This is a genomic window from Pararhizobium sp. LjRoot238 (assembly GCF_964252955.1).
GTDB lineage: Bacteria > Pseudomonadota > Alphaproteobacteria > Rhizobiales > Rhizobiaceae > Pararhizobium.
Genome location: NZ_CAXUPP020000003.1, coordinates 162,965 through 181,550, shown reverse-complemented (window position 1 = coordinate 181,550; position 18,586 = coordinate 162,965). Strand labels below are relative to the sequence as shown.

Below are 18,586 nucleotides of genomic sequence, written 5' to 3'. Positions count from 1 at the left end.
GTTTCACCCGATGAAAACGATTACGCTGCCGGGTCCAATGGGACCCGGCTTCTTCTCCGGGCTCCGATCCTGGATCGGGCCGCTGCCGCTTCAGCAGACGCTGCTTCTTGCCGGCGTCTTATCGCTATTCTTTTTTTTCGGTTCGAATATGGTGGGCAGCATGGAGCGGCTCGGCATCACACCGGGGTTTTCCTTCCTTTCGCAACAGGCCAATTTCGAAATCGGTGAAAGCGATATCGCCTACGCGTCCGGCGATACCTATGCCCGTGCCCTTGCGGCCGGACTGGCCAATACGATCAAGGTAGCTTTCTTCGGATGCTGCCTTGCAACGATGCTGGGCGTTCTATTGGGCATCGCCCGCATGTCCGGCAATCTTTTGATTTCGAGCTTCGTTTATGCGTATGTGGAAATCCTGCGGAGCACCCCGCTGTTGCTGCAGCTTTTTCTATGGAGCGCGATCGCGCATAGCCTGCCGTCCCCTCGCAACGCCTTTTCCCCCTTCGATGGTTTCTTCCTGACCAATCGCGGGGTGTTCATCCCCGGCCTGCGTTTCGAGGGTCTTCACCTTGCCCAGTGGCTGCCAGGACTGGTCATCGCGGTCGCAATCGTGATCCTTGCACTCCGGCGGTATCTGCGTGGCAGAGCTTACTACCTGCTGAAATTCATAGCTTTCCTCCTCTTCACCGTGTTGCTCTATTTCGCATGCATGTGGTCGCTTGGTCTGTCCGTGACGGCCGAATTCCCTGCAAAGGGTGGTTTCAACATTCGTGGCGGATTGTCGATGACGCCGGAATTCTCGGCGCTGCTGATCGGCCTCGTCGTCAACGCCTCCGCGTCCATTTCTGAAATCGTGCGAAGCGGCATTCAATCGGTGAAGTCGGGGCAATGGGAGGCCGCACGCGCGCTCGGCCTGAAGAGCGGGCACATCATGCGGCTCATCGTATTGCCGCAAGCCCTGCGGGTCATCACGCCGCTGATGACGTCGAGCTATCTCGATCTCACCAAGAATTCCAGTTTAGCGGTGGCTATCGGATTTCCTGATTTCGTCAGCGTGGCGAACACAACGGCAAATACGACTGGCCAGGTCTTCGAAGCGATTACCATCATTGTCGCCGTCTATCTGACGCTCAATATCGGGGTCTCTATCCTGATGAACCTCTACAACCGGCGCGTGGCATTGAAGGGCGGACAGAGGCGATGAGCAAAGCTGGCGGATTGCCCGGAAAGGCCCCGGAATGGCGGCGATGGCAACAGGGTCTCTTCGGAAGCCTCGGCAACACAGTCCTGACAGTGCTGACGCTCGCCCTGTTTCTGTGGCTGCTCAAACCAGCCGTGGACTGGCTTTTTCTGGATGCGGTCTGGAGTGGTGGAGCGGACAAGTGCATGGCCGAAACAGCCGGTGCGTGCTGGACCTTCATCCGGACAAAGGCGCGGTTCATCCTGTTCGGCTTCTTCCCACCGGTCGTGCAATGGCGTCCGGCCCTCGTGCTGGTTCTATTCGCAGTGCTCCTCACCGCCTCCGCCATGCCGCGCTTCTGGAGTGCAAAGCTCATCCCGTTCTGGGTGGCTACACTTGCTCTCTCATGGTTCCTGATGGCGGGCGTGTTGACCCCGCCGCTGGTATCGACCAATCAATGGGGCGGATTGCCCATCACGCTTGGAGTGTCCATCGCCGGATTGGCTTTTGCCTTTCCCGTCGCCCTCGTCCTTGCCCTCGCCCGCCAGTCAAAAATGGGCCTGGTGCGCATTCTGGCGGTCGGCTTCATTGAAGTCCTGCGTGGCATTCCGATGATTGCGGTGCTCTACATCGCCATGCTGATCGTCCCCATGGCGGTTCCCGGCGGGGTTCTGCTCGACAAGCTGTTGCGCGCCCAGATCGGCGTGACACTGTTTTTCTCAGCGTATCTGGCCGAGGTGATCCGGGCAGGTCTGCAGATCGTGCCGCCCGGCCAGACAGAAGCGGCGGCAGCGCTTGGGCTCGGCTACTGGCACGCGAACAGGTTGATCGTTCTACCGCAGGCGTTGCGTGCCGTTATCCCCGCTATTGTCAACCTTTCGATCGGCATCCTGCTCAACACGTCCTTGCTGGCGGTCATCGGCATTTTCGATCTGCTCAACACGGCAAAGACGGCGGCAACCGACCCTGCATGGCTCGGCTTTTACACCGAGTCCTACATTTCCGTCGCCTTGATCTATTTTGCCATCGGGTTCGGCGGATCCCGCTACAGCCTCTGGTTAGAGCGGCGGCTTGCCGCGTCCCGGCTTCATTGAAAAAGGGCCTTGATCGCGTGGAAGATAGACTTTCCCCGATCGGGCAGCCGTCGTGGCATAAGATTTTACTCGGCGCGCCAGGTTTGGTCTGCGCAACCTGTGCCTTTGCTAATTAAAATCATAGATTTGATTTAGAGGCGTTTCAGGAGAGTTTCATGGCAGTGCAGGCAGCGAACGTCATTGATTTGCAGACCTATCGTCAGGCGCGCGCCAATCAGAACAAACCGCGTGGAGAAGAAGCAAAAGCCGTTTCTTTTGCCATGCAGCCCGTGATGATGTGGATGCCATATTGGGGGTTCGTACCGATGATGGTCATGGGTAGAGCGAGCCATGGCGCCTGAACCGGTTCTTCAGTTTTCTGGAGATTACAAGCCTGACACCACTGACGAATTGTCGGCCTCGACCGGCCGCAACCTGCGCCGCCTGAGAACCCGGCGTGGTTATTCGCTGGACCGCCTGGCGAAAATATCGGGGGTCAGCCGGGCGATGCTTGGCCAGATTGAAACGGGAAAAAGCAGCCCGACGATCAGCATCCTGTCGAAAATCGCTGCGGCCCTCGATGTCCCATGTGGTTCGTTGATTACAGAGCGGGCAGACGCTGCAATTACGCCCCTGCCACGGGCAAAATCGAAGATCCTGTCCTCCTCCGAAGGCAAATTCCAGACGCGGGCACTGTTTCCGTTCGAGAGCGAGCGCAAAGTCGAGTTCTATGAGCTACGCATCGCGCCGCACCATGCGGAAGCCGCGGAAGCCCACCCGCACGGCACGGTGGAAAATCTCGTGGTCACGCAGGGAACGGTGGAAATTATCGCCGGAAAGCTGCCGCCGCATATCCTGGGCGAAGGCGACGCCATTATTTTCGATGCGGATGTGAACCACACCTACAGGAACATGACCGGCACCGAGGCAATCCTCTACCTCGTGACGACATATATAGAAGAAGTCAGGGTCTGAGCAAAAGCGAGGCGCAAAAAAGCCCCCGTCTCCGGAGGCTCTTGTAGCGCAGCGAAATGCGTGAGCGGAGAGATCAGGCCGCCATCGTGCAGCACATCATCATGCCGCCGCACATCATCATCATCGGCATGCCGCCCGACATCATGGACATCATGCGCTTGCAGCAATCCATGAACATGTCCTTGTCCATGCCTTCCATCGGCATCATTTCGCAAACCATGCCATTGGCGGTCATCTTGCAGGTCATCGTGCCCATCATCATCGGCATCATCATGCCGCCCATCATCGGGTTCATCATCATGCCGTTCATCATGGGCATGCCACCCATCATTGGCATCATACCACCCATCATTGGGTTCATGCCGTTCATCATCATCGGGTTCATCATGCCGCCCATCATCGGCATCATGTTGTTCATCATCGGCATCATGTTCATTGCGGGGTTCATGGCTCTCTCCAAATCTCTGATCTAAGGCATTTCCTGCCTCGGTGATTTTGGAGATAGATCGCCTATTTTTGGCATTCAATAGAAAATATCATTCCAATTTTCTTTCCTCCAATAGAATGGAAAGCATGTCGGCCATCGCGATCGGAAGGCCAATATATTGGAGGTTTCGTTGTTAAATTGGAGGAGGCGCGATTGGATGGCCCCCCGCTTCGGGTCGCAGATACAATGGACGGCGCCTTCTGATTCCCGCGCCGCCGCTTGGATGTTCGGATTCGAACGACACCGCCGCTGGTGCCGTCCTGACAGGATCACTACGCGGAGACAGAACCGGGCATCGCCGGATGCGCTAGGTAGTGCCCTTACAGCGCAGTTTTGCCATTGGCGAGCCAGCGACTGCGTCCGGCGCTGATCGCAGCAATGTGCTCCGGCCCGATACCGCAGCAACCGCCGACAATGGTGGCGCCCTGGTCCACCCAGCGGCGAATCCACTTCAGATAGCTGGCTGGATCAAGATCGGACCGGATTTCCGAGATGCCGGCATAGGGTTCGTCGGAAGGAGGCTCGGGAACGAAGGCGTTCGCATAGACCCCAAGCCCGGCGGCCGGATTCAACGATCGGTCGATCGCCTCCCGGGCAGCGATAATCGCGGAGCTCATGACTTCCGGCTGGCTGCAATTGAAAAGAACAGCGCTTGCGCCAGCGTCCAGTGTAGCCACCACGGCGTCCGCAACGGATTCTCCCGATCGAAGCTCCGGCGGATCCGTGCGCCCGTCCTCGTCCTTTAGGGTGTAGGAGACATAGACCGGCAAGCCTGTTGCCTTGGCCGCCACAAGCGCCGACAGGGATTCGGCCGTCGAGCTTTGCGTTTCGATCAGCCAGAAATCCACATGCGGCTTGAGCCCATCAATCAAAATCTCAAGGATAGCGGGGGCTTTGTCCGCTTTGAAATTGCCAGGCCGATAGCTTTCGAAGAGCGGCGGCAGCGAGCCAGCGACTTTGACGGCCCGGCCGGCCTTTGACGCAACCTCGCGAGCGAGACGACCAGCCCGGTCTGCTAGCGCCCTGCCTTCGGCGGTAAATCGCGCCTCGCCGATCATATGCGGCACGAGCCCGTAGGAATTGGTGGTGATAATCTCCGCGCCGTTCTCCACATAGGCCTGATGGGCCTGGGCGACATAATGTGGCGCTTCGATGAGCGACAAGGCCGACCATTCCGGCAGCCGGAACGGCGCTCCCAACCGTTCGAGCAGGCGTCCCATGCCACCATCGAGAATGGCGAAATTCGTATTTTGCAGGCTCATGTCGTCTCCGTTACGCGCGGCCCAGCGCTTCGGCGCGGCCAAATCTGATTTCAAGTCTGTGCTGGATCAGTTCGAGTGCAACGGACAGTATCCAATAGATCACCGCTGCCGTGAGCAGCATTTCCATATAGTGATAGGTGGCGCGGCCATAGGACTGCGCGAGAAAATTCAGCTCCCAAAGCCCCATCACCGACACCAGCGAGGAATCCTTCAGCATCGAGATGAACTGCGCGCCGGCCGGCGGAATGATGATCCTCATCGCCTGGGGCGCAATGATCTTCCAGGCAATGATCGGTCGCGACAGGCCAAGGGCCATAGCCGCCTCGTGCTGACCTTTCGGAACGGACGAAATGCCGGCCCTGATGGTTTCCGCGAGGTAGGCCGCATAGTTTAGCGATAGGGCCAGGATGCCGGAGAAAAAGCCCGATAAGATGACCCCGAACTGCGGCAGTGCCAGATAGATCAATAGAACCTGTACCAAAAGAGGGGTGCCGCGAAAAAACGAGGCGTAGAAGGTTGCAATCCCGAACGCGAAGGGATTGGGCGACAGGCGACCGAGCGCCGTCAGCACACCAAGGATCATGGCGCATGCCATTGATATGAGCGTCACCAGTAGCGTCAGAACAACGCCCTGCACAAAACCGTCCGGCGACAGCCGAAGGCCCAGCATGAAGGGCAATTTCTGCGCGATCAGCGGAAAATCGAGACCGAGGCTGAGCAGGGCAACCAACAGCAGTGCAAGAAGCCCGATCCAGGTCAACCAGACCTTCTCACGGAAGCCGAAACCCGCCGGCTTCAAGCCGGCGGGTGGCGCCTGTGGTTCTGTCCTGTCCGCCAGCACCACGGGCAAGGCCTCATTCTGCATATTTTGTAATGTCCACGCCGAACCATTTTTCGGAGATCTTGGCCAACGTGCCGTTCGCCTTCAGTTCAGTGATGACGCGTTTGACCTCTGCGTCCCACTCCGGATCGCCCTTGTCCGTGACGACGGCATTGGGTTCGGCAAAAAGCGGCTCGCCGACAACCTTCAGCTTCTGCGTGGCATTGATCTGGCCTTGCGCTGTCGCCAGCGAGGCGACGATTGCATCAAGACGAACGCCCGCGCCCAGAGACAGATTCTGGAAGTTGACGGTCTCGTCTCCCGGAACAGCCTGAACCTCGGTGAACGGGAACTCGATCTTCGCCTTACCGGGGATAGCAAAGTTACGGTTGATATACGCTTCGTAGGACGAACCAGTGCCGACACCGACACGCTTGCCCGAAATATCGGCAATCGACTTGATCGCCTCCTCATCCGTGTTGACGACCAGCACCGCGGGGACGCTGTAGTAATTGACGGGGAAATTCACGACCTTCGCCCGCTCCTCGGTCGGCGTGGCGGATGAAATCGCCAGATCCCAACGTCCGGCCCATTTGCCGCTGATGATGGTTTCCCAGCCCGGCGTTTCCAGCTTCAGCTTGACACCAAGCTTTTCCGCAAACGCCTTGCCTACATCCACGTCGAACCCATCAAGCTGATTTTCCGCATTGATGAAGCCGAAAGGCGGGTAGTCGTTGACGAGTACATCGACAACGACGCCGTTTGCGCGGACACGATCAAGGGTTTCGCCCGCCTGTGCCGATCCCGTCATCAGAGCAGCAAACACGACGCCTGATTTTACAGTAGAACTAAGAATGCTCATTTCGTACCGATCTCCGATTGTGAAAGATCCGGCGCCCTTTCATCCAGGATCCGGAACTGTCCTCAACGGGTATCGAGATAGATAGTCCATTAAAAGAATAGAATTTCTATATAAAATGCCAAACTGAAAAAACACCGTTGTTTCTCATCGCTTGGAAGCGCTCTGCCGCCTCATCCGGCAAGCGCTCCCTGACATCAGATCCAGGAGTGCAAGGGCGGCTGCACGCCGTTCAGATAATACTGGCCGACGGCGTGGAATTTCCAGCGTACCGGATCATGAAGCGTATGGGTGCGCGCGTCTCTCCAGAAACGGTCGAGATTGTGAGCGCCGAGCGTGGATCGCGTGCCTGCAAGCTCGAACAGCTTTGATGATGCCAACAGAGCAATATCTGTGGTCAGAACCTTTGCCTCGGCAACGGCGATTTTAGCCAAACCGATCGTCTCCTCGTTGACATCGGCAATAGTCGCATCGAGCTGGCGTCCCGCCCGCTCCAGCAACGCTTCGGACGCATGCAGCCGGATTTTTAGGTCGCCTATGGTCGAGATCGTATAGGGATCGTCGGATGCCCGCTCCTGCCCGCTGTCAATCCAGGGACGAGCGTAGTTGCGAACGAGATCGATCGTCGCCTCGATTGCCCCACGCGCAATTCCGGCATCGATCGCAGGGTGAATGAGCTGGCTCTGCGGCCCCACCGCACTCTGGTTTTCATAGACGATGTGGGCAGGCAAAACGCGCTCAACGGGAACTTTGACGTTGTCGAGAATAACCGTGCCACTGGCCGTCGTGCGCTGCCCAAAAGCCGACCAGTCGTTGACAACCGTCAGGCCTGCAGAATCGCGATCCGCCACGGCGACGACGACATGGCCGTCCTCATCGAGAGCGACGATCGGAACCAGATGCGCAAACAGCGCACCTGTCGCGTAAAACTTCTGCCCATTCACGACAAAATTGCTACCGCGACGGACAAGACCCGTTTCGAACGCCTCGACGTTCTTGCCTTTGAACTCGGAAAACGCGTTGCCCAGCCGCTTGCCCGACAACACCGCGGAGAACAACGCGCGTTTCTGTTCTTCGCTTCCGGTCAGCCGAATGACGTCGATGATCTCGAAACTGTTCTGGGCGATCTGCGTCAGGGAGGGGTCGCCGGAAGCAAGGGTCGCAAAGACCTTTGCGAGCGTTACCTGGGACACGCCGGCACCTCTGTAGGCCCTGGGGATCGTGATACCCCAAAGTCCGCTCTGGGAGAAAACATCGACTTCCTCAAAAGGCAGCCTGCGTTCGCGGTCGCGTTCACGCGCGTCGGAGGCAAACAATGGCTTCAGGCGCTTGGCAACAACCAGCGCCTCCGCATCATCGCGAATGATATGGGCCGGGGCAATTGGCAGCGCCGGAACCCAGCCAGGCTCACCGGGCAGTACGATCGGGGTGGAGTTGCTTGCAGCGGCGAAATTCGTGCTCATTGGCTTTACTTTCAACATCGTATCCGGAGGGATTGCGAAAGACATGGCGGGCCTCGAAGCCCGCCCTGTTCGTCTGTGTTCACAGCACTCAAAAAGCAGCGATGATCTGGCCTTTGTAGTGATCCTCGATGAACTTGCGCGTCTCCTCGCTGTTCAGTGCCTTGGCAAGCTTGGCGACGCGGGCATCGTCCTTGGTTTCCGGCCTTGTCACCAGATACTCGCTCCAGACATTGTAGCCGTCCTGCCCGCGATCGATCAGCAACGCCTTCGATAGGTCGAGTTTTGCCTCGAAGACATAGTTTCCGTTGAGCGCTCCGAGATCGACCTCGCTCAGAGCGCGCGGCAGAAGCGCCGATTCCAGCTCGACGATCTTGAGGTTCTTCGGGTTTTCCACGACATCCTTCAGCGTTGGCAACTTGTCCTCCGGCGATATCAGCTCTGGCTTTCCATTGACCTTGATGAGTCCAAGTTTCTGCAGCAGCAGCAAACCGCGCCCGCCATTGACCGGATCGTTCGGGATGGCGACGGTCGCGCCATCGGCCAGTTGATCAGTAGAGGTGATCTTGGTCGAATAGGCGACGAAAGGCTCGATATGCACGGGCACGATCGGGATCAGATTGGTACCGCGCTCCTTGTTGTAGTCGTTGAGAAACGGCCTGTACTGATAGTAGTTGGCGTCGAGTTCGCCCGAGACCAGCTGTGCATTCGGCTGGATGTAATCGGTGAAGACACGGATATCGAGTTCGACGCCTTCCTTGGCGACGATCGGTTTGACGAATTCCAGGATCTCCGCGTGCGGGATCGCCGTGGCGCCGACGACCAGCGTCTCTGCAGCTGCCGCATTCGACAGTCCGAACGTTACGGCTGCGATGAGCGTCAGTGATTTCAGGATGTTCATAATGGTCCTCCTAAGGGTTCATTTGCGGGAAAAGTGGGTGACGAGACGATTGCCGCTGGCTTGAAGCAGTTGGACGAAAACAATGAGGATGGCGACGCAGACCAGCATGATTTCGGTCTGGAACCGGTGGTAGTCGTAGCGGATGGCAAGATCACCGAGCCCACCGCCGCCGATCGCACCAGCCATGGCCGTGTAGTCGACCAGAACGATAGACGTGACTGTGACGGCGGCGAGAAGGCTCGGAAGTGCTTCGGGCAGAATGGCCCGAAAGATCGTCTGAGCCGTCGAGGCTCCCATCGCCTGACTGGCCTCGATGATGCCGCGATCGACCTCGCGAAGGGCCGTCTCCACGAGACGGGCAAAGAAGGGCGCTGTTCCGATCACGAGCGGAAAGACGACGCCCCGGATGCCAAGGGATGTCCCCGTGACGATCACCGTCACCGGCATCAGCACGATCAGCAGAATGATGAACGGCACGGAGCGGATGATGTTGAGAACGAAGGACAGGCCGGCATAGGCCGCCGGCTGCTCGAAGGGTTGCTGCCGGCCGGTCAGGAACAGCAGGGTTCCCAGCGGCAGGCCCAGAATAACCGTCAGCACCAGGGCCCCGCTCACCATGGCCAGCGTTTGTGCAAGCGCTGTTAAGATGTCGCTCCAGTAAAGGTTTTCAAACGACATGCCGCACCTCTTCCACGAGATGGGGAACATTCCTGGCGGGCACGACGTCAGCCTCTTCGCCATGCACCTCCACCGAAACACCACCGGCCCGCAGCCCCGCAACCGCGCCTGCGACGTCGCGGCCCGACAGGGAAACCGTAAACTGCGCATAGGGCACATTGCGAATATGCCCGATCCGGCCGGCAAGGATCTGGTAATCGACGATGTTTTCGCGCGCGACACGGCTCAGAATTGGCGTGCGCGCTGTTTCGCCCGTCAGGGTCAGTCGCAGAACCCGACCTCCCAGCTCCGCGACGGAAATGCCGTCCAAACGCCCGCCATCGGGCTCGGCCTCGCGCACCAGTCTCAGCGTGGCAGGATGACGGGGATGCAGGAAGACGTCGCTGACGGTGCCCGTTTCCACGACATGACCATGATCGAGAACCGAGACCCGGTCGCATGTGCGGCGGATGATATCCATCTCGTGGGTGATCAGGACGATTGTAACGCCAAGCTCGCGATTGATCTGTTGCAGGAGTTCGAGGACCGAGCCGGTCGTTTGCGGATCCAGCGCACTGGTGGCTTCGTCGCACAGAAGAATCTTTGGCTCGCTGGCAAGGGCCCGCGCAATCCCGACACGCTGCTTCTGTCCGCCTGAGAGCTGGCTTGGATATTTGTGGGCATGGTCCGACAAACCGACACGGCCAAGAAGCGTGACAACACGCGCCTCGATCTCGGCACGGTTAAGGTTGCCTGCGAGTTTGAGGGGATAGGCGACGTTGGCCGCAGCCGTCCGCGCGCTGAGCAAATTGAAATGCTGGAACACCATCCCGATCCTGCGGCGCAACGCCCGCAATTGCTCCCCCTTGAAATCCGTTACGCGCTGGCCTTCCACGAAGACGTCGCCCCGTGTGGGGCGCTCCAGCAAGTTGATTAAACGGACCAGCGTCGACTTGCCGGCACCGGACGACCCGATGATGCCGAAAATCTCCCCCTGCCCGATTGACAGGTCGATATTCTCAAGTGCGGCTACGGGCGCCCGTTCTTTCCGGGAAATGCCTTGGCGATTTTTTCCAGACGGATCATCGGTTCAACCTACGTTGAGCCCGATGCGCCATTGGTAGGGCGGTGGCGTTCCGTTAACGGCGAAGTCGCCGATGATCCTGTCCTTATAGATGCGCGGATTATGCGACGACAGGGTGCGGGCATTGCGCCAGTGCCGGTCAAGCGCCGAGGGCTTCTTGGTCGCCGATGCGCCCAGTGCATCGAACACGATGGTTGAAGCTTCAAGAATGAGGCTCGAAACCACCACCAGCGCCTGCGACGTTTCCAGTTCGGCCACGGCATTTGCCGCCTCCTCGGCCTCGGCATCACCTGCTAAATGAGCCTGAAAGGCACGTTCGAGGGATTGCGCCGCCTGCAGCACGATCGCACTTGAAGCGTAGGCGGCGCTGCGGATCCGGCCGACGACCTGCAGAACCTGCGGATCCTGGCTGGAGCGCGGACCCGCGGCGTTGGTGTATATGCGGCGCCGTTCGGACACGGCCTTCGCGACATCGTTGGTGAGCGCCCGTCCGATACCAGCAAGAGTTGCAAGGTGAACGAGTTGATAGAAGGCCGCGGAATAGCGGAACTTGTCCTCGTCGAAGACGACATCCTCAGGATCGACCGATACGTCCTTGAAGGTCGTCGTGCCGCTGGCCGTCAGGGTCTGGCCAAATCCGTCCCAGTCATCGACGATCACGACCCCACCGGCATGGCGCCGGACGGCAAGGCCAACCCCCTGCCCGTCGATGCCCGTAGCGCCGACATCGATCCAGTCAGCGAACAGCGATCCTGTTGTATAATATTTGGCGCCGTTCAGCACCAGACCGCCGTCCTTTTCGGAAACACGGGTCGAAAAACCTTCGATCTTCGCATCTCCAATCTCGGTCCACGCATTGCCGGCGATTTCGCCGCGCGACAGCCGCTCCGTCCAGCGCTTGCGCCAGGCACCCTGCGGCTTGTTGACGATGTCTTCGGCAAAGCCGAAATGACCGCGCAGGGCCTGGGTGATGTTCGAATCCGCTTCCGAAAGCTCGATCATTAGGTTGAAAAGCTCCGGCAGCGTGGCGCCGTGACCACCTTCCTCGCGCGGGATCCGCAGGGCACCGAATCCGGATTCCTTCAGCCAGGCAATGGCCGCATGGGGAAGGTCCCGGTCTATTTCGCGCTGGATTGCCCCCTCGGCGATACGCTGAAAGACGGGGCGGAAGCGTGCCGCCAGTGTCTCGTACTGTGTGCCTGGACCTGCACCCCAGGCCAAATCGATCTGACTCATTCCAAACTACCTTCATTGTTAGCAACTTGTGGTCGACCGGGCGATGCGCCAGGCAAGCCGCATCAGTGCGCGGCCGGACCGGATCCGCCCAGATAGAATTCGTGCACGTCATCGCGGGCGAGAAGCTCTGCCGAGGTTCCGGACGCAACGACACGGCCGGTTTCGAGGATGTAGCCGTAGTCGGCATAGCGCAGAGCCAGATTGGCGTTCTGCTCGGCGATGAGGAAGCTTACGCCGGCCGATTGGTTGAGCGATCGGATGATCTCGAAGATCTCCTGCACAATGATCGGTGCCAGGCCCATCGATGGCTCGTCCAGCAGGACAAGACGCGGCTTGGTCATCAGGGCACGGCCGATCGCCACCATCTGTTGCTCGCCACCGGAAGTCAGTCCGGCTTTTGTCTTGCGTTTTTCGCGAAGACGCGGAAACCATTCGTAGATCTGCTCAAGGCTCCGCGCGAGGTCGCGGCCGCTCGGCCGTTGGACGAAACCTCCAGACAGGATATTTTCCTCGACCGTCAACTGGGAAAAGCATCTGCGTCCTTCGAGGACCTGCACGATACCCTTGGCAACCAGTTTCGACGCGGAAACCTTGCCGATGGATTCGGCCTGCCAGGTCACGCCGCCACGAACGATCTTTCCGCGCTCCGGCCCCAGAATATTGGAAATCGCCTTGAGTGTAGTGGTCTTTCCCGCCCCGTTCGCGCCCAGAAGGGCGACGATCTGGCCAGCGCCAACGGAAAGAGTGACATCGCGCACCGCAAGGATGGCCTGCCCGTAAATCGCCTCGATGTTGGAAACTTCGAGGAAGCTTTTCGTTTGCGCGTTCATGTCGTGCCCATCCGCTTTTTGAGAACGTCCCGCTCGCATCCCGTCAGTCACTGGATGCGAGCGGTCCAAATCAATTGGTTTGATCGCGCGGTGTGATGCCTTTTTCCGTGGCATAGGCTGCGGCCTTCGCCTTGATCACGTCGGCAAACAGCGCTGTATCGGCCTTGATCCAATCGGTGCGTGTATCCCAGCCTTCGCCGTTCCACTGGATAATCTTTGCCGCGATCGTTTCACCCTTGTGGTTGTCGATCGACGTCTTCAGCGGGCTAATCAGACCCTCAGCGCCCAGCTCGGCGATGCGCTTCTCATCGATATTGAGATTTTCGAGCGCCCATTGCCCCTCTTCCGCCGTCAGCGGCCGGTTGCCAAACTTCTTCTGCCCGGTGCGTAACGCTTCCACGAAAGTGATCGCTTCGATGACGCCGTAGTTGTAGTAGACGGTCCCGAACTTCGAATTGTCCTTGAGATCGCTCTTGCCTGTATCGAGGATCTTTTCCTTCATGGTCTTGATGATCCCGTAGTCGGCTCCCGGCGGAAACACCGAAACGGCAAGATAGCCCTTGGCAGCAGTGCCAGCCGGACGTGCATCGTCTTCCGACCCACTCCAGATGTCGCCGATGATCTTGTCGGCCGGGAAGCCCACACGCGCGGCTGTCTTGATCGCAACCGGCGTCATGACACCCCAGCCGCGCAGGAACACCCAGTCGGCACCGGCACGGCGGATCTGCTGCCATTGCGTCTGCTGTTGCTCGCCCGGATGCGGAACCGGAATCTGGATGTCTTCGAAACCGTATTTCTTGGCAAGGATGCCCAGCGGCTCGATCGTGTCGCGGCCGTAGCCGGAATCGTGATAAAGCGTGGCGATCTTGACGCCTTTCAGCTTGTCGTGACCTCCGACCTGCGAGGCGATGTAGTCGACGATGATCTGCGCTTCGCTCCAGTAGTCGAAGATAAGCGGAAACTGGTAGGGAAACACCCGGCCGTCGGTCGCGATGTTCTGGCCGCCGCCCGGGCTGACGATCGGGATCTTGTCAATCCGCGCCTTGTCCGTCAGTGCGACGTCAAGGCCGCTCGAATGCGGATAGATCGCGGCGGTCAGAGCGCCGTTATAGCCGTTCTTGTAGCGCTCGTAGCATTCGATGCCGCGCTCGATAGCATAGGCGGTTTCGCACTCCTGAACGAGAATCTTGACACCGTTGATGCCGCCCTCGACTTCGTTGATGTAGCGCAGATAGTCGATGTTGCCCGCACCGAACGGGATAAAGGACGGCGCGTAAGGCCCGGTGCGATAGGTAAAGAGCGGGTAGAGCTGCTGGCCCGTGGCATCCTGTGCAATGACAGGAGAATTGGCAAGGGCGATCGAGATGCCTGCGGCACCGACCACTTTTAGTATGGTTTCGAAAAAGGACATGGTTACCCCCGGTAACGTTGTTGCTCAGTGGATGCGTCTTTAGTGCGGACTGGTGGACATGACGCTGGCGCTCACCGGCCCATGGTATCGATGCCCGTCCGGATCAGGTGCCGGCATCCTTTCGGCGACCGAGCGCAGCGAACGCCCGTTGTAAAAGTGCAGTCAGTCCGTCCGGCTCCTTGATAAGAAGCAGGATGATGATCACGCCGAAGATGATGCGCTGGATGTTTGCGAGCGCGCCCTGATCGGCGAGAAACGAGAGGTTGCTGTAGAGCGTCAGCCGGTCCAGCAGGATCGGGGTGAGCACGATGAAGGCAGCGCCCAGGAAGTTTCCGTAAATGGTCGCCGTTCCGCCTATCAGCACGATGAACAAAACCTGGAAGGACTTATCGAGATTGAACGCATGGGCATCGGCGGTACCGAGATACGCAAAGGCCCAGAGTGCGCCTGCTATGCCCAGTACGAACGAACTGATGCCATAGGCCAGGAGCTTGCGTTGCGACACGGCGATGCCGATCACACGGGCGGCCGTATCCATGTCGCGGATCGCCATCCACTCTCGGCCGACGCGGCTCCTCACGACGGCGAAGGCCAATAGGATAATCAGCGCAGTCACCGCGGCGACGAGCAGATACCGGCCTGTGGCCGATTGAAGGTCGAGGCCCAGAAACTGAAGACGGGGCGCCGATATGGTCAGCGACTGGCTGTTGTTGGAGAACCACTGAAAGTTGGTGAAGAGCCACTCGAAGAAGAACTGCGCGCCGAGCGTCGATGCCGCGAGATAAAAACCTTTGATTCTCAAGCTGGGCAGGCCGAAAAAGACGCCGAACACGGCGGAGATGAAGCCGGCAAGCAAAAGGACTGTGGGAAGCGGCAGGAAAGGCGCCCGCAACAACAAGTTATAGGTTGCGAATGCACCGATCGACATGAAGGCCGCCGATCCGAGCGAAACGAGACCGGTGTAACCCATCAGGAGATTGAGACCGATTCCGGCTACTCCTAGAACGATCGTCGGAATGATGATCGAGCTCAGCCAGTAGTCCGTTGCCACAAGCGGCACGCCGACGAAGGCGACCAGCAAGCCGGCTGCCAGGGCGAGTAGGGCAAAGACCGAGGTCCGCGACAGCCGTCGCGTTTGTGCCGGATAGACTGCGAGACCGGATTCGTTCAGCGTGGTCATGAATTATACCCTTTCGATCTCGCGGTCGCCCATGAGCCCGGCAGGCCGCACGAGAAGAAAGCCAACGGCAAGGATGTAGGCGAACCAGGTCGAGACGCTGCCATTGACCAAAGGTCCGAGATACATGTCGGCCAAGGCTTCGCTGGCGCCCACCAGAAGGCCACCGATGATGGCGCCGGGAATGGAGGAAAAACCGCCGATGATCAGGACCGGCAGCGCCTTCAACGTGATCAGGGACAGGGAATACTGGACGCCCTGCCGCGCGCCCCAGAGCAGGCCGGCGATCAGCGCAACGATACCGGCGACGCTCCACACGATGCGCCAGATCTCCGGCAGCCGAATGCCGATCGACTGCGCGGCCAGCGTATCGTCTGCAACGGCGCGCAATGATACGCCCATTCGCGTCTTGCTGAAGACGATGGAAAGGACAGCCACCAGCGCAACCCCGATGAGCGTGGCAACGATATCGAACTGGCTGATGTAGATCCCGCCGAACTCGATCGCCACGTCCGGAATGCCGAGATCCAGCATATGCACGTCGGTGCCCATCAGCAACTGCGCGAAGCCTTCGACGACGTAGCTCAAGCCGAGCGTCGCCATGAACAGGGTCAGCGCATCCCGGTCGCGCAGCGGCCTGAGCACCAGCCATTCGATCGCGAAGGCCAGGCCAACCATGGCAAGCGAGGTGATAGCAAACGCAAGCGCGAAGGGGGCGCCGCGCTCGACAAGGGTGACGAACAGGAGCGCGGAAAACAGCAGCATGGCGCCCTGGGCAAAGTTGAAGACACCAGACGCCTTGTAGATGAGGACGAAACCGATTGCGACGAGGGCATACATCACCCCGGCGAACAGCCCGCTGATCAGCGTTTCGAGGAAAAAGCTCATGGTCCGGATCCTAGTGCACGGTGCCGAGATAGGCGGCGATGACGTCTGGATTGCTGCGCACCTCGGCGGGTGCCCCGTCTGCGACCTTGCGGCCATAGTCCAGGACGACGACGTGATCGGCCAGATCCATGACGATCCCGACATCATGCTCGATGAGAACAATGGTCGTCCCGAACTTGCCGTTCACCGCTCGGATGAACCGGCTCATGGTCTGCTTTTCTTCCTGGTTCATCCCCGCCATCGGCTCGTCGAGCAACAGCAAATTTGGCTCGGAAACCAGTGCCCGGCCTAGATCCACCCTCTTCTGCAAACCGTAAGGCAGCGTCGACACGATGGTGTCGGCGTGACGATCAAGGTTGAGGAACGAGAGGATCAGATCAGCGCGCTCCCGGAAGGATCTGCGCTCCTGGCGGTCCCGACCGATGCGGAGTATATTTTCTAGGAAGCTGGCAGCGCCATGCCGGGACAGGCCGGCAAGGATGTTTTCGCGCACACTGAGGCGCCGGAACAGCGCGTTATGCTGAAACGTCCGCCCGATACCAAGGCGCGCGGCCCAGCGCGGCTGGATGGCTTCGAACTTTGCGCCATCGAAGATCACCGCTCCGGAATCGGCCCGGTAGACGCCGTTGATGACATTCAGAAGGGAGCTTTTCCCAGCACCGTTCGGACCGATCAGTGCACAGATTTCGCCGGCGGCAACGCTGAAATTCAGGCCGTTCAGCGCACTGATCCCCTTGAAACTCAGCGAGACGTCTTTCAGTTCGAGAAGCGTTGCGGTCATGACGGCACCACCGCTTTCAGCTTCTGACCCGGACTAGCGGCAGCGGTGCGCGCCTTGACAGCCTCGATATCGCGATATGCATCCGCCGGATGCGATTTCGGAAGGTATGGCCCGTCGCCGAACAGCTTTTCGCGCAATGTGCCCGGTTTGTATGCAGTGGGGTAAACGCCACGCTTCTGAAGTTCAGGCACCAGCAGATCAACGACCGTCTCGAACGATTCCGGCGTCACCGCATAGGCAAGATTGAACCCGTCGACATCCGTCTCCTCGACCCAATCCTGAAGGATATCAGCCAGCGTTTCAGGCGAGCCTGTAAAGACCGGGCCAAGACCGCCTATACCACCCCATTTCGCAAGCTCCTTGACAGTCCACTGCTTGTCCTTGCCGGCAAAATGCTCGACGACCGAGACGATGGCATTGGTCTCGACCTTCTTGAGAAGATCGGTAGGTGCATACTGGCCGAAATCGATACCGCTCCAGCCGGAAAGGAACACCAGGGACCCGTCGTAGGAAGAGTAGTTCAGGTAGTCCTTGAACCGGGCATCTGCCTTGGCATCCGTCTCGTCAACGATCAGGGTTGTCAGATTGTAGATGAGGACCTTGCGAGGGTCGCGCCCGGCTGCAGCCGCCTGCGCCCGGATATCTGCGACATAGGATTTCAGCAGCGCCTTTGTAGGAGCCGCCACGAACACACACTCGGCATGGCCGGCGGCGAACGCCTTTCCAGGCCCGGACGCGCCGGCCTGGTACAGGACTGGGGTTCGCTGCGGAGACGGCTCGCAGAGGTGATAGCCGGGCACATCGAAATATTTACCGCTGTGGGCGATTTCGTGAACCTTGGAGGGATCGGTGAAAATACCGCGTTCACGGTCGCGCACGACCGCCCCCTCCTCCCAGCTGCCTTCGAACAGCTTGTAGAGAACCTCGACATACTCTGCGGCGACTTCGTAGCGATTGTCATGGCGGCGCAAACCGCCCTGCCCGATATTCTTGGCGCCGCTCTCGAGATAGGACGTGACGATGTTCCAGCCGACGCGACCCTTGGTATGATGGTCCGCAGTCGAGAGCCGGCGCGCAAACGTGTAGGGATGCTCGAACGACGTGGAGGCCGTGATGCCGATGCCGAGATGCTCGGTAGCCAGCGCAATAGGCGCTGCCAACTGCAACGGATCGTTGACCGGAATCTGGGCAGCCTGATGGATGGCGTGAAAGTTTGAGCCCTTGTAAACGTCATAATACCCGATGACGTCAGCAATGAAGATGCCGTCGAAAATGCCACGCTCGAGTGTGCGTGCCACATCCTGCCAATAGTCCAGATCCTTGTATTTCCAGGATCGGTCACGTGGATGCGACCAGAGCCCTGGTGATTGGTGGCCCACGCAATTCATGTCGAAAGCGTTGAAGCGAATTTGCCGGCTCATCAGGAGGCTCCCCAGGAGGTTGGCGCAACCGGTCGGGACCGGCGCGAACGAATGTGGGGGCACAATAAAGAAGGATGGCTAATAATA

Annotated in this window: 19 protein-coding genes; 4 read left to right on the top strand and 15 right to left on the bottom strand. The window is 59.1% G+C overall.

Annotation, left to right across the window (positions count from 1 at the left end):
* Positions 1–10 precede the first annotated feature (10 nt).
* The 4 genes from ACSQ3F_RS25535 (at position 11) to ACSQ3F_RS25520 (ending at position 3,225) form a co-directional block, all read left to right on the top strand.
* A complete protein-coding gene (locus tag ACSQ3F_RS25535) occupies positions 11–1,201 on the top strand; it encodes an amino acid ABC transporter permease (protein WP_436103003.1) in 1,191 nt (396 codons plus the stop codon).
* Entirely contained in the window at positions 1,198–2,271 is a 1,074-nt protein-coding gene (locus ACSQ3F_RS25530; RefSeq protein ID WP_436103002.1) for an amino acid ABC transporter permease, read from the top strand. Before ACSQ3F_RS25535 ends, ACSQ3F_RS25530 begins: the two co-directional genes overlap by 4 nt.
* 155 nt (positions 2,272–2,426) lie before the next feature.
* Entirely contained in the window at positions 2,427–2,612 is a 186-nt protein-coding gene (locus ACSQ3F_RS25525) for a hypothetical protein (RefSeq protein ID WP_436103001.1), read from the top strand.
* Entirely contained in the window at positions 2,602–3,225 is a 624-nt protein-coding gene (locus tag ACSQ3F_RS25520; protein WP_436103000.1) for a helix-turn-helix domain-containing protein, read from the top strand. The genes ACSQ3F_RS25525 and ACSQ3F_RS25520 overlap by 11 nt, the downstream gene beginning before the upstream one ends.
* A gap of 73 nt (positions 3,226–3,298) precedes the next feature.
* Here the strand turns inward: ACSQ3F_RS25520 and ACSQ3F_RS25515 are convergent, their stop codons facing one another.
* The 15 genes from ACSQ3F_RS25515 to ACSQ3F_RS25445 form a co-directional block, all read right to left on the bottom strand.
* Positions 3,299–3,673, bottom strand: a complete 375-nt coding sequence (locus ACSQ3F_RS25515; RefSeq protein ID WP_436102999.1) for a hypothetical protein — start codon at positions 3,671–3,673, stop codon at positions 3,299–3,301.
* A 359-nt stretch (positions 3,674–4,032) separates the two neighbouring features.
* Positions 4,033–4,974 carry a homocysteine S-methyltransferase family protein gene (locus ACSQ3F_RS25510; RefSeq protein WP_436102998.1) on the bottom strand — a complete coding sequence of 314 codons (942 nt, stop codon included), beginning with the start codon at positions 4,972–4,974 and terminating at the stop codon, positions 4,033–4,035.
* Between the two features lie 10 nt (positions 4,975–4,984).
* A complete protein-coding gene (locus ACSQ3F_RS25505; protein WP_436102997.1) occupies positions 4,985–5,839 on the bottom strand; it encodes an amino acid ABC transporter permease in 855 nt (284 codons plus the stop codon).
* Positions 5,829–6,656: a transporter substrate-binding domain-containing protein gene (locus ACSQ3F_RS25500; RefSeq protein WP_436102996.1), complete on the bottom strand. Its 828-nt coding sequence runs from the start codon at positions 6,654–6,656 to the stop codon at positions 5,829–5,831. Before ACSQ3F_RS25500 ends, ACSQ3F_RS25505 begins: the two co-directional genes overlap by 11 nt.
* A 194-nt stretch (positions 6,657–6,850) precedes the next feature.
* The gene (locus ACSQ3F_RS25495; RefSeq protein WP_436102995.1) at positions 6,851–8,116 is read right to left on the bottom strand and encodes an SfnB family sulfur acquisition oxidoreductase; all 1,266 of its coding nucleotides are present in this window, start codon (positions 8,114–8,116) and stop codon (positions 6,851–6,853) included.
* A gap of 88 nt (positions 8,117–8,204) precedes the next feature.
* Positions 8,205–9,014 carry a MetQ/NlpA family ABC transporter substrate-binding protein gene (locus ACSQ3F_RS25490; protein WP_436102994.1) on the bottom strand — a complete coding sequence of 270 codons (810 nt, stop codon included), beginning with the start codon at positions 9,012–9,014 and terminating at the stop codon, positions 8,205–8,207.
* 18 nt (positions 9,015–9,032) lie between these two features.
* Positions 9,033–9,692 carry a methionine ABC transporter permease gene (locus ACSQ3F_RS25485; RefSeq protein WP_436102993.1) on the bottom strand — a complete coding sequence of 220 codons (660 nt, stop codon included), beginning with the start codon at positions 9,690–9,692 and terminating at the stop codon, positions 9,033–9,035.
* A complete protein-coding gene (locus ACSQ3F_RS25480; protein WP_436103122.1) occupies positions 9,682–10,728 on the bottom strand; it encodes a methionine ABC transporter ATP-binding protein in 1,047 nt (348 codons plus the stop codon). The genes ACSQ3F_RS25485 and ACSQ3F_RS25480 overlap by 11 nt, the downstream gene beginning before the upstream one ends.
* A gap of 33 nt (positions 10,729–10,761) precedes the next feature.
* Positions 10,762–11,991: an acyl-CoA dehydrogenase family protein gene (locus ACSQ3F_RS25475; RefSeq protein ID WP_436102992.1), complete on the bottom strand. Its 1,230-nt coding sequence runs from the start codon at positions 11,989–11,991 to the stop codon at positions 10,762–10,764.
* 62 nt (positions 11,992–12,053) lie between these two features.
* Positions 12,054–12,821, bottom strand: coding sequence for an ABC transporter ATP-binding protein (locus ACSQ3F_RS25470; RefSeq protein WP_436102991.1), 768 nt, complete (start codon positions 12,819–12,821; stop codon positions 12,054–12,056).
* A gap of 70 nt (positions 12,822–12,891) precedes the next feature.
* The gene (locus tag ACSQ3F_RS25465; protein ID WP_436102990.1) at positions 12,892–14,232 is read right to left on the bottom strand and encodes an ABC transporter substrate-binding protein; all 1,341 of its coding nucleotides are present in this window, start codon (positions 14,230–14,232) and stop codon (positions 12,892–12,894) included.
* Between the two features lie 103 nt (positions 14,233–14,335).
* Complete coding sequence (locus ACSQ3F_RS25460; RefSeq protein ID WP_436102989.1) at positions 14,336–15,412, bottom strand: branched-chain amino acid ABC transporter permease; 1,077 nt, start codon at positions 15,410–15,412, stop codon at positions 14,336–14,338.
* Between the two features lie 3 nt (positions 15,413–15,415).
* The gene (locus ACSQ3F_RS25455; RefSeq protein WP_436102988.1) at positions 15,416–16,297 is read right to left on the bottom strand and encodes a branched-chain amino acid ABC transporter permease; all 882 of its coding nucleotides are present in this window, start codon (positions 16,295–16,297) and stop codon (positions 15,416–15,418) included.
* Positions 16,298–16,307: 10 nt separating this feature from the next.
* On the bottom strand, positions 16,308–17,078 hold the full coding sequence (locus tag ACSQ3F_RS25450) for an ABC transporter ATP-binding protein (protein ID WP_436102987.1): 771 nt from the start codon (positions 17,076–17,078) through the stop codon (positions 16,308–16,310).
* Complete coding sequence (locus tag ACSQ3F_RS25445; protein ID WP_436102986.1) at positions 17,075–18,499, bottom strand: LLM class flavin-dependent oxidoreductase; 1,425 nt, start codon at positions 18,497–18,499, stop codon at positions 17,075–17,077. The genes ACSQ3F_RS25450 and ACSQ3F_RS25445 overlap by 4 nt, the downstream gene beginning before the upstream one ends.
* Between the last annotated feature and the right edge of the window lie 87 nt (positions 18,500–18,586).

What these genes read in the sequence shown, in the direction of transcription:
- ACSQ3F_RS25535 (WP_436103003.1), top strand. Translation starts at nt 11, where the DNA reads ATGAAAACGATTACGCTGCCGGGTCCAATGGGACCCGGCTTCTTCTCC.
- ACSQ3F_RS25530 (WP_436103002.1), top strand. Translation starts at nt 1,198, where the DNA reads ATGAGCAAAGCTGGCGGATTGCCCGGAAAGGCCCCGGAATGGCGGCGA.
- ACSQ3F_RS25525 (WP_436103001.1), top strand. Translation starts at nt 2,427, where the DNA reads ATGGCAGTGCAGGCAGCGAACGTCATTGATTTGCAGACCTATCGTCAG.
- ACSQ3F_RS25520 (WP_436103000.1), top strand. Translation starts at nt 2,602, where the DNA reads ATGGCGCCTGAACCGGTTCTTCAGTTTTCTGGAGATTACAAGCCTGAC.
- ACSQ3F_RS25515 (WP_436102999.1), bottom strand. Translation starts at nt 3,673, where the DNA reads ATGAACCCCGCAATGAACATGATGCCGATGATGAACAACATGATGCCG.
- ACSQ3F_RS25510 (WP_436102998.1), bottom strand. Translation starts at nt 4,974, where the DNA reads ATGAGCCTGCAAAATACGAATTTCGCCATTCTCGATGGTGGCATGGGA.
- ACSQ3F_RS25505 (WP_436102997.1), bottom strand. Translation starts at nt 5,839, where the DNA reads ATGCAGAATGAGGCCTTGCCCGTGGTGCTGGCGGACAGGACAGAACCA.
- ACSQ3F_RS25500 (WP_436102996.1), bottom strand. Translation starts at nt 6,656, where the DNA reads ATGAGCATTCTTAGTTCTACTGTAAAATCAGGCGTCGTGTTTGCTGCT.
- ACSQ3F_RS25495 (WP_436102995.1), bottom strand. Translation starts at nt 8,116, where the DNA reads ATGAGCACGAATTTCGCCGCTGCAAGCAACTCCACCCCGATCGTACTG.
- ACSQ3F_RS25490 (WP_436102994.1), bottom strand. Translation starts at nt 9,014, where the DNA reads ATGAACATCCTGAAATCACTGACGCTCATCGCAGCCGTAACGTTCGGA.
- ACSQ3F_RS25485 (WP_436102993.1), bottom strand. Translation starts at nt 9,692, where the DNA reads ATGTCGTTTGAAAACCTTTACTGGAGCGACATCTTAACAGCGCTTGCA.
- ACSQ3F_RS25475 (WP_436102992.1), bottom strand. Translation starts at nt 11,991, where the DNA reads ATGAGTCAGATCGATTTGGCCTGGGGTGCAGGTCCAGGCACACAGTAC.
- ACSQ3F_RS25470 (WP_436102991.1), bottom strand. Translation starts at nt 12,821, where the DNA reads ATGAACGCGCAAACGAAAAGCTTCCTCGAAGTTTCCAACATCGAGGCG.
- ACSQ3F_RS25465 (WP_436102990.1), bottom strand. Translation starts at nt 14,232, where the DNA reads ATGTCCTTTTTCGAAACCATACTAAAAGTGGTCGGTGCCGCAGGCATC.
- ACSQ3F_RS25460 (WP_436102989.1), bottom strand. Translation starts at nt 15,412, where the DNA reads ATGACCACGCTGAACGAATCCGGTCTCGCAGTCTATCCGGCACAAACG.
- ACSQ3F_RS25455 (WP_436102988.1), bottom strand. Translation starts at nt 16,297, where the DNA reads ATGAGCTTTTTCCTCGAAACGCTGATCAGCGGGCTGTTCGCCGGGGTG.
- ACSQ3F_RS25450 (WP_436102987.1), bottom strand. Translation starts at nt 17,078, where the DNA reads ATGACCGCAACGCTTCTCGAACTGAAAGACGTCTCGCTGAGTTTCAAG.
- ACSQ3F_RS25445 (WP_436102986.1), bottom strand. Translation starts at nt 18,499, where the DNA reads ATGAGCCGGCAAATTCGCTTCAACGCTTTCGACATGAATTGCGTGGGC.